At 64.0% G+C, this 9641-nt stretch carries 8 protein-coding genes and 3 pseudogenes; 6 read left to right on the top strand and 5 right to left on the bottom strand.

The window, feature by feature from the left end; all coding sequences use genetic code 11:
- Window positions 1-89: 89 nt before the first annotated feature.
- The 4 genes and pseudogenes from ACX12L_RS22405 to ACX12L_RS22420 all read right to left on the bottom strand — a co-directional run.
- Window positions 90-425 (bottom strand): helix-turn-helix domain-containing protein, encoded by a 336-nt coding sequence (locus ACX12L_RS22405; RefSeq protein ID WP_459264516.1) that lies wholly within the window; start codon window positions 423-425, stop codon window positions 90-92.
- Window positions 426-467: 42 nt separating this feature from the next.
- A complete protein-coding gene (locus tag ACX12L_RS22410; RefSeq protein ID WP_459264517.1) occupies window positions 468-1433 on the bottom strand; it encodes a PDR/VanB family oxidoreductase in 966 nt (321 codons plus the stop codon).
- A gap of 304 nt (window positions 1434-1737) precedes the next feature.
- Window positions 1738-2795, bottom strand: a pseudogene (locus ACX12L_RS22415) (IS630 family transposase).
- Window positions 2796-2913: 118 nt separating this feature from the next.
- A pseudogene (locus ACX12L_RS22420) lies at window positions 2914-3309 on the bottom strand (leucine zipper domain-containing protein); the annotation flags it as partial.
- 834 nt (window positions 3310-4143) lie between these two features.
- On the opposite strand from ACX12L_RS22420, the gene ltrA reads away from it, so the two are divergent.
- From ltrA to ACX12L_RS22445, 5 genes and pseudogenes are all read left to right on the top strand, one after another.
- Entirely contained in the window at window positions 4144-5514 is a 1371-nt protein-coding gene (gene ltrA / locus ACX12L_RS22425; protein WP_326527587.1) for a group II intron reverse transcriptase/maturase, read from the top strand.
- A gap of 111 nt (window positions 5515-5625) precedes the next feature.
- The gene (locus tag ACX12L_RS22430) at window positions 5626-6087 is read left to right on the top strand and encodes a MarR family winged helix-turn-helix transcriptional regulator (protein ID WP_279613708.1); all 462 of its coding nucleotides are present in this window, start codon (window positions 5626-5628) and stop codon (window positions 6085-6087) included.
- A 49-nt stretch (window positions 6088-6136) separates the two neighbouring features.
- Window positions 6137-6649: pseudogene (locus ACX12L_RS22435) on the top strand (transposase family protein); the annotation flags it as partial.
- A 492-nt stretch (window positions 6650-7141) separates the two neighbouring features.
- Entirely contained in the window at window positions 7142-7330 is a 189-nt protein-coding gene (locus tag ACX12L_RS22440; protein WP_459264518.1) for a hypothetical protein, read from the top strand.
- A 97-nt stretch (window positions 7331-7427) separates the two neighbouring features.
- On the top strand, window positions 7428-8489 hold the full coding sequence (locus tag ACX12L_RS22445; RefSeq protein ID WP_459264519.1) for a maleylacetate reductase: 1062 nt from the start codon (window positions 7428-7430) through the stop codon (window positions 8487-8489).
- A 344-nt stretch (window positions 8490-8833) separates the two neighbouring features.
- Here ACX12L_RS22445 and ACX12L_RS22450 read toward each other — a convergent pair whose 3' ends face one another.
- Complete coding sequence (locus tag ACX12L_RS22450) at window positions 8834-8971, bottom strand: hypothetical protein (RefSeq protein ID WP_459264520.1); 138 nt, start codon at window positions 8969-8971, stop codon at window positions 8834-8836.
- Window positions 8972-9190: 219 nt separating this feature from the next.
- On the opposite strand from ACX12L_RS22450, the gene ACX12L_RS22455 reads away from it, so the two are divergent.
- Window positions 9191-9541 carry a hypothetical protein gene (locus ACX12L_RS22455; RefSeq protein WP_459264521.1) on the top strand — a complete coding sequence of 117 codons (351 nt, stop codon included), beginning with the start codon at window positions 9191-9193 and terminating at the stop codon, window positions 9539-9541.
- The last annotated feature ends 100 nt before the right edge of the window (window positions 9542-9641 follow it).

Consider the following 9641-nt stretch of genomic DNA (forward strand, 5'->3'; position numbering starts at 1 on the left):
GCAGCTTATGCGTGAGTGGGAGGAGCAGACCGAGCGTCTCATCGACTTGGAAGTACCGCGCCAACCTTGACCTTCCCGCGACCGGGAAATTACGCGCAAATGCGTCTGGCGACCTGCGGAAAGTAAGGTTCGGGTTGGTCCCGGCCCGCGCGTATTCCAGAAACAGCACACTCAGGCCTTCCTGCACGCCACGCCGACGCCGACGCCGACGCGAGCGTGAAGGTCAGGCAAGAGACGGTGGGCTTGGGCAGGCCGGTGACTTTGGCGATCTCCACGTTGCCCAGCAGCTTCTGGTCGAGCACGAAGGCCCGCAGTGTGGCGAGCCCGCGGGGCAGCGCGTTTGTCAAGGCGCGTCCGCATCGTCTGTCTTGAACTCGGCACCGGCACGGCCGGTGGACAACGCTGGCGCGTTGCCAACCGGCCATTTTGGATTACCTCGGATATGGAAGACGTTCTTTGCGCAGCCTTCAGAGATCCAGAACCAGACGAGCTGATTTCGCACGCGAGCAGCATGGCGTGAACTGGTCGTTTGCCGCCCGCTCGGCGGGAGTCAGATAGAGATCCCGGTGGTCGGGCTCGCCCTCGAGCACCCGGACCACGCAAGTGCCGCAGACGCCTTGCTCGCACGACGTTGGCACGTACACACCGGCTTCCGCTAGGGCCTGCACCACGGTACTGTCCATCGGCACGTAGATGACTTGGCCGGAACTGGCGAGCCTGACCTCGAAGCTGGCATCGGTACGTCTTGCTACGGGCTCGGCGGCGAAAAATTCATAGTGCAGTTGCCCCTCAGGCCAACCTGCGGCGCGCGCGGTGCTGAGCACCGCATCCATGAAGCCCTTCGGCCCACAGACATAGACGTGCACCCCCGGCTGCGGCTTGTCGAGCACCGCGTGAATATCCAGCTTCTGTTCCGGCGGCCCGTCGTCAAAGTGGAACTGCACTCGCGAGACGAAGGGTGAATGCTCGATGCGCTGGTAGAACGCTGTCCGGTCACGGGAGCGCGTGCAGTAGTGCATCTCAAAGGGCTCGCCGGCAACCGCGAGCCGCTCTGCCATGCACAGGATCGGTGTGACCCCAATGCCGCCAGCGAGCAGCACGCTGGATTTTGCCTGGTGCGCGAGCGGGAAATGATTCTTGGGCGCGCTGATCGTGAGCACGTCCCCCTCATTCACCTGCTCGTGCATGGCCTTCGAGCCTCCGCGCGTCGCGGCGTCCTTCAGCACGCCTATCCTATACAGGCCGCTCTCAAAGGGCGCGTTGCAAAGTGAATACTGGCGCGTCAGCCCATTTGGCAAGTGCACATCGATATGCGAACCAGCCGAGAACGGGGGCAGCGGCTTGCCGCCAATGTCGATCAGGTCGAAGCTGCAAACATCGACCGCCTCAACGGCTTTCCGCGCGACGCGCACCTGCAATGTTCCCATGCTCATACAGACTTCCGTCGGGTTGCTTTCAGCAGTAAACACATCGCCGCCCTTTCAGCAGTAAACACATCGCCGCCTATTGCTCTCGTTTGGCGCTTCCGCACAGCAGTCAGGGAGACGGCAGGAAACCCTTGTCAAGCCAGCCCGTAACCTCCGCTCGAACCATTCGTCAGGTGGTTGCGAAACGCGATAGTTGCAAACTCCAAGGATAATCGTAGATCGAGACGGGCAGCGGAGTCAACATGTTTTCTCTTAGATGCGGATCGCTGACCAGAATTTTCTGAGGGTACCCGGGGCGGCACAACAGCTGCTAGTGTCCTGTCCCGGTAATTCGTCCGCAGAGGCGGGCGAGTTTTTCGATGATCGAATCCGCTGTGGCGGTCCAGGTGAACGGCTTGCATTTCTCGTTGTATGAGGTGACGAAGCTGTCGATCTTCTTTGTCAACTCCTTGACGCTTTTGAATGAGCCGCGCGGCGGATCGCCTTGTCCGCGTGATGATCGCGAAGAAACGCTCCACCTGATTGAGCCAGCTGGAGTAGGTTGGAATGAAGTGCATGTGCCAGCGTGGTCGCTGCGCGAGCCACGCTCGCACCTTCGGGTGCTTGTGGCTCGCGTAGTTGTCCACGATGCAATGGACGTCCAACTCTTGCGGCACTGCCTTGTCGATCTCGCGCAGGAAAGAGAGAAATTCCTGATGCCGGTGGCGCGGCTTGCAGCTGGCCAGAATCGCGCCGTTGAGCACATTGAGCGCCGCGAACAACGTCGTAGTTCCGTGGCGGACATAGTCGTGGGTGACGCCTTCAGCGTAACCAAATCCCATCGGCAGCATCGGCTGCGTGCGTTCCAGAGCCTGGCACTGGCTCTTCTCGTCAACGCAGAGCACCAGCGCGTTTTCCGGGGGATTCAGGTATAGGCCAACGACGTCGCGCAGCTTCTCAATGAACAGCGGATCCGTCCCAGAGTTTGAAGCTCTCCACGCGGTGAGGCTTGAGTTGGAAGGCATTGAGGTAACGCGCGACGGAGGTCTTACTGATTCCGGTTTCGGCGGCAAGGCCGCGCGTGCTCCAGTGTGTTGCGCCGTCCGCCGGCTTGGTGTGCAGAGTCTTCGTGATCAACTCTGCCACTCGTTCGTCATCGACCGTGCGCGGCCGCCCTGGTCGAAGCTCGTCATACAGCCCTGGGAGCCGATTCCGCGCATACCGCGCGCGCCACTTGTTGACCGTGTTGCGATCGATCCCCAGTGTCGTCGCAACGTCAGTGCTGGCCTTGTCCGGCCCTTCGCATGCCAGGACGATGCGCGCGCGCAACGACAACGCTGTTGGAAGTGAGCGCGATCTGGCCATCGAAGTGAGCTCCGCACGCTCCATGTCCGTGAGCTCGATCGTGCTGGTGGGGGTGTATGCGTTCGGCATGAGACATCTCCAAGGATGCCTCAACCCATGCAGTTTTTGTGCCTACGAATTAGGGGGACAGGACACTATTATAGATCGCCAAGTGCACGGCTTCCCATCCGATGCCACGATTGCGGTTTTTCGCGCGGTCTCCAGTGATGCGGTCACCCAGGACGTGGATGCGTCCGAGCCGTTTGGTGTCGATGTGCAGCAGCTCGCCGGGCGTGGCGCGTTCGTAGCGGCGGATCGGCTCCACGGGATCCAAGGACTTCAGTCGTGACAGGCCGGCTTGCACCATGTAGCGGCTGACGGTAGCCAAGCTGCGCCCGCACGCCTGAGCGATACGCCACAAGGGAAGACGTTGCCGGCGCTGCTGCTCGAAGCTCGCGATCTCCGCCGGCAGGCACGGTGCAGGTCTGGTGTGCGGGCGGCAGGTGCGATCTTGCAGGCCAGGCAAGCCCTCGGCATCAAACCGCGCAAGCCGCTTGTACGCAGCACCCGCGTGTCTGCTTCGGTCTCCGGTCCCTCTTGCATCGTGAACTCCTTGTGCACTGGGGAGTCCACGTTCGCTGCTCAGGTCAGCCGCGGCAAGGACGGGATTCTTCGGACAGACACAGCATAGCGGCCTCCGGGTCCCATATCAGTTGCGATATGCGAGTATCTCGAGCCGACGCCTTCGCCGTCAAGCTGCACGGGGTGTCAAGCTGCACGGGGGATCGCAGCCCTATAATCCAGCACATGGTGCGTCGTGACGTTGAGGAAGGACTGATCCCCGCGGGGGGAGGACCGACCTTGGCTTGCTGCGCCACTCCAACGGGTGAAAGTCCCGTCCCGGTAGGCGTCGGTGCGCCGGGTAGCAGGCCCCAGGCAGCGGAGGGAGACTTCCATGCCCGAGCGGGGCGTCAAAAGCCCGTGAGGCGGCAACTGCCGCGCAGCGGGGAGCAAGCACGCGGGCCGCAACATGAAGTGAAGCCTGCAGCCTCGACAGATTTACAACCCGCAGGCCGAGCCGCTCATGTCACGGCGAAGGCAACATCACCGGGGCGAGTGCCGAAGCGCGCTGGGGACTGCGGCGGGGTATGGGGCGCAGCACGCGTGCAAGGAGTGGAGCGGAACACGAGAGACCCGTCTGCGCTGCCCGAGTCGGGGCAAGCGCGCTCGTATAACCAAGGTGAAATCGAGGCGTGCGCAGCGGGAGTCCGAGGGGATCGTAGTACCGTTGGGTGCGGCGCAAGCCGTGCCCGCGAAGGCCGTGGGGCATAACGCGGCTGGAGGGAAGGGTCCCTGCGGTGGTCATGTTGCTGGAGCGGGTAAGCGCAAGGGAATGGCCGGCCAGACCGGACCTAACGACCCCGGCGGTGATGAGCCGCGCGAAAACGTGCGACAACTGCAAAGGCAGCTTTGGGCCGCAGCCAAGCGGGCGCCGGCAAGGCGCTTCCATGCGTTGTACGACCAGTTGTGCAGGGATGACATCCTGCACGAGGCGTGGAAGCGAGTGCGCCGCAACCGCGGCGCAGCGGGGATCGATCGTGTGTCGGTCCAGGATGTGGAGCAGTATGGAGTCCAGCGCTTCTTGCAGGAGCTGGGTGACGTACTGCGAGCGGGCGAGTACGGTGCGCAGGTCGTGCGGCGCGCCTACATCCCCAAGGCAGACGGAGCAAAGCGGCCCTTGGGTATTCCCACGGTGCGCGACCGGGTGGTGCAGATGGCGGCCAAACTGGTGCTGGAGCCAATCTTCGAGGCGGACTTCGAGCCGTGTTCGTACGGATTCAGACCCAGGCGCAGTGCGACGATGGCGATCGAGCGACTCAGGCAACTGGGCAATCGAGGGGCCGATCACGTGCTGGACGCCGACATCAGCGATTACTTCGGCAGCATCGATCACGACAAACTGCTTACCTTGATGGGGCAGCGCGTCAGTGACCGGCGGATACTCAAGCTGGTGAGGCAATGGCTACAAGCAGGGGTGATGGAAGACGGCGCGGTGCGCCACCCGGTGGCGGGAACGCCGCAGGGTGGTGTGATTTCGCCGCTGCTGTCGAACATCTACCTGCACGTGCTGGACCGGGTGTGGCGCCGACACGGCGCGCATCTGGGCGAACTGGTGCGGTATGCGGACGACTTCGTGGTGATGTGCCGTAGTGCGCAAGCCTGCGAAGAGGCCCAGCGCCGCATCGAGCACGTGCTGGGTCGGCTGGGCTTGAAGCTGCATCCGCAGAAGACGCGACGCGTGGTGCTGACGCAGGGCCGGGAGGGCTTCGACTTCCTGGGCTGCCACCTGCACAAGCGCATGAGCGGGCGACTGTGGCAGCAAGAGGGCGTCAGGCGGTACTACCTGTATCGGTGGCCAAGTCGCCGGGCGATGAACCGGGTGCGCGGCCGGGTGCGGGAGCTGACCCCCAGAGGGCGCTGTCATCAGGATGTGCGAAGCGTGATTGCCGAGCTCAACCCGGTGCTGCGTGGCTGGGGGCAGTACTTCGGCAGCGGCAACGCGGCCAACCATTTCATCGATGTTGACGCCTACGTCGTGAGACGTTTGCGCAGCCTGCGGGTCAAGCGCGCGGGGCGCAGCCTGAAGGCAGGCCAGGCGCAACGCTGGGATCGCGAGTACTTTGAACACCTTGGGTTGTATCGCCTGCGAGGCACCATCCGCTATGCCGGCAAACCTCCCGGAAGAAAACGGGAGTCCGCGTAATGCTGCGAGCCGACAGACCACTGGTAAGCCGTGTGCGGGAAATCCGCATGCACGGTTTGGAAGGGGGCGTTCGCTCCTGGATTTATTCAATTTAGGAACCAACGTCTACCAATGACTCAGACGACGCGTGTGCTTCTCGAGGAGAGGGTCACCTATCGCTGCCTATTGATCGCGACTTGTGTTACCCGTCACTTGGCGCCCAAGTGGTCGGCCGATTTCGGGCTCTCAGTCACTAATTGGCGCGTTATGGCCGTGATCGGCCGGTTTGAGCCAGTTTCGGCAAAGGAAGTCGCCGCACGCACGAGCACAGACGCGTTCTTCGTCACGCGCGCGATTGACAACCTGGTGGAACAGGGCTATGTGGATCGCGGCATAGACAGCGAGGACCGCAGGCGGTTGAGCCTCACGCTAACAAGGAAGGGGAAGACAGTTCACTGCCGTGTTGAGGACATGATCAACGAAGTCGAGACCCGGCTCTTGGCTGGCCTCAGCACCGCGGAGAAGCAAGTGTTTCTCCACGGCCTTTTCACGCTGGCGACAAGAGCGATGCAGTTGGACCAACCGAAGAAATAAGGCGCTCAATCCTTCACGGTCTCTCATCTTTGCGGATCACCGTGCCCCGGCCGGCGAAGCGGTGGTGCCGGCGTCGTAGCTGGCGGCTGCGCGTTCGGAGATCGCCAAGCTGCAGCGAGTGCTGGGCAAGAAGACGCTCGAGAACGAGATCCTCAAGCAAGCCTTGGAGTACGCCGCCGAAAAAGTGGAGTGCGCGCTCGCCCTTGCTGCCCGGAGAAGACCAGTGAAGACGCTCTGCCGGGTGCTGGGGGTGGGTGCGCCTGCACATTCACGACCTTCGCCATCGTGCCGATGGCTGGCGTGACGGACGCAGCGGCCGCACGCTGGCGGGCGATGCGCGAGCTGATTGCCGGAATTCGCGAGCCGATCGCCGAACTCCCGAGCTACGGCTACCGGCGTGCGTGCGCTGGTGAACCGCCAACGCCGAGCACAGGAAGGTGCGGCTCGGGTCAATCCGGAACGGGCCTAGCGGGTGATGGCCCGGGCGGGTCTGCTGCTGCCCAAGGCGCCGCGACGGCGCCAGTCGAGCCGCCGGCTTGGCGGGAAGGCGCCGAGCAAGCGTTGAACCTCGGACGGAGTCAGGGTCTGCGGCAGTGGTGCCAAGCGCCAGCTTGCTGGCGAGGCGACGATCGGCAGCAGATGCGCGACAGCGTTACCTTCGAACGCACGGAAGCGAAGATAGCTTCGCACGGCCGTCGTCGTGACGCCGGCGCTGGCGGTGCTGACGCGAGCCAGCGCTGCTTGGCCTGCTCGCTGAGCGCGACGCGCAGGTGGCGCATCTGACGCTGCTGGTGGACAAGCTGAAGGCGCAGTTGGCGCGCCGTGCCCGCGAGCAATACGGCGCCTCCAGCGAGCATCTGACGCTCATCGCCGCCGAGGCGCCCAAGGCCGCCCCGGCCGGCGCGGCAGCCACGCCCCACACGAAGCCACGCAAAGCCGCGCCGCGAACTGCGCCAGTGTCGGCGGGAGGAGCGGCCTTTCAGCCAACACCGAATCCACACAACCCGATGCAAGACGAAGCCTTTCTCACTACGTCAACGACAACTTCTCCTACATGAGCGACCCAGGCCTCGCCGCCAGCGAGACCCCGCGGCTCGCCGTTGAGGAGTTGGGCATGCAGTTGCCAAAGCCGGTGATCGACGGCGTGCAGGCCGAACTGGCCGACCTGCGGATCGCTGCGAAGGATATCGGACGCCGCATCACCCAGTACGAGGCCGACGGCAGGAACGCCCGAATTGCGTGAGCTCTTCCGCGCACCGGAAAACAGGTTTCCGCGGGGGCCGCTTGTTCGTGCCGGGCGCGCGCTATAGTGCGGAGTGCCCCTTGGGCCGGAACAGGACATGAAGGACTTCACCTACATCGGCAGGCCGGCCCGCGTCGTGTTCGGCGCCGGCAAGCTGCGCGAGCTCCCCGCGGAAGTGGAGCGGCTGGGTGCGCGCAAAGCGCTGGTGCTGTCAACTCCGGAGCGGCGCGCCGCGGCCGAACAGGTGGCGGCTCTGCTGGGCCCGCGCGCGGCCGGTGTGTTCGACAAGGCGACCATGCACGTGCCGATAGCGACGGCACGCGAAGCCTGCGAGTACGCCGCGCGGATCGGCGCTGACTGCGCCGTGGCGGTGGGCGGGGGTTCCACGATCGGCCTGGGCAAGGCGATCGCCCGCGAGTCCGCCGTGCCAATCATCGCCGTGCCTACGACCTATGCCGGCTCCGAGATGACCAGCATCTATGGCATCACCGAGGCGGGCCTGAAGAAGACCGGGCGCGACGACCGGGTGCTGCCGCGCACCGTCATCTACGACCCCGAGCTCACGCTGTCGCTGCCGGTGGGGATGAGCATCACCAGCGGCATGAACGCCGTCGCGCACGCGGCGGAGGGGCTGTACTCCGCGACCGGCAACCCCATCATCGATCTGATGGCACAGGAGGGCATCCGCGCGCTCGGCCTGGCGCTGCCGCGGCTGCGCACGGCGCCCGGCGACATCGGGGTGCGCGGCAACGCCCTCTACGGCGCCTGGCTGTGCGGCACGGTACTGAACTCGGTAGACATGGCGATCCACCACAAACTATGCCACACCCTGGGCGGCAGCTTCAACCTGCCGCACGCGGAAACGCACACCATCGTGCTGCCGCACGCGTTGGCCTACAACGCCCCGGCGGCACCGGAGGCCATGCGTCGCATCGCCGGTGCGCTGGAGGCGAGGAGCGCGCCGCAGGCGGTCTTCGACCTGGCGAAGGACAATGGCGTGCCGGTGGCGCTGCGCGACATCGGCATGAAAGCCGATGACCTCGACCTGGCCTGTGAGCTCGCGCTGCAGAACCAGTACCCGAACCCGCGGCCGTTGGAGAAGGCGGCCATCCGCCAGCTGCTGCAAGATGCCTTCGAGGGCAACCGGCCCGCATCTTGAACCCAATCGTCGCTTCAGAGAGTTCCTACTCTCCTAGAGTTCGACCTGCGTATGCGCGAACCTCAACCAAGACAACATCACCCAGGCGGTGATTGCCGGCCTGGTTGGCACTTCGCCAAATGCCACCTGCGGTCCTCACAAGCCTCTTGCAGCACTTGCACAGCTTTGCGCGCGAGTATCCTTCAGCGAGCAGGAGTGGGGAGCAGGGCATCCGGTTCCTGCAGCGCAGCCACCACTTGTGGGCGCCGGTGCGAACGTGCTGGTTATCGGCCGGTTTCAAAATGCTGAGAGGTTCGCGGCGGCATTGCTGAAGCTGGCGCTGGCGGCGAGGGCGCGGTCGGGCTTCAGGCCTCGCCGTGAGCCTGTCCGCGGTAGCTCTTGCCCTCGATCAGAACGGTCTCGACGTGGTCCAGCAGGGCTGAGGTCAGCGTGCCGTCGGCGTTGAAGATGGGCCCATTGCTGATATGCGTATTTCGGCCCATTGTGACCGGCCGTTTCGGCATCGTGACCGGTGATTCCGGCGATCGTGACCGACCCTCCGTTTCGGATCATCGTGACCGACCATTTCGGCGATCGTGACCGCCAAATCGGCGTCCCCTGAGGGGCTCTGACTTGCCGGTGGTGCTGCGTAGAGAACGCAAACCCGGGTGTCCTACCCTCGACGGTCTTTTCCCGTCAAGGCCCTGGATGCCACAAAACGAATGTCTCTACGCATAATCAAGAATGTAATTCGCCTGAAGTGGCAGGCACAGCTCTCTCTCGAGCAGATCGCCTCCACCCTCGGGATCTCCAAAGGTGCCGTCGCCAAGTACGTCAGCTTGACGAGCGTCGCCGGGCTCGATTGGGAGACGGTGCAGGACTGGAGCGAACAGCGGCTGTCCACCGCGCTGCAGCCGCGCGCTGCGCCCTCGCAGCCTTTCGTCGAACCTGACTGGAGCCGCATGCACCGCGAGCTTGACCGCAAGGGCATGACGCTGATGCTGCTGTGGCAGAAATACGTGGCCGCCCACCCTGAGGGCCGCACTGGGGTCTCCTCGTTTTCAGTGCAATAAGTGACGGTACGCAAAGCTAGCACTGGCGCGGGGGTGGTCTGGGTAGACCGTTGATTTCATTGACTTTCCTGTTCGCTTTGTAAACGGGTATGGTGGCCTC

The organism is Alicycliphilus sp. T452 (genome assembly GCF_054512775.1).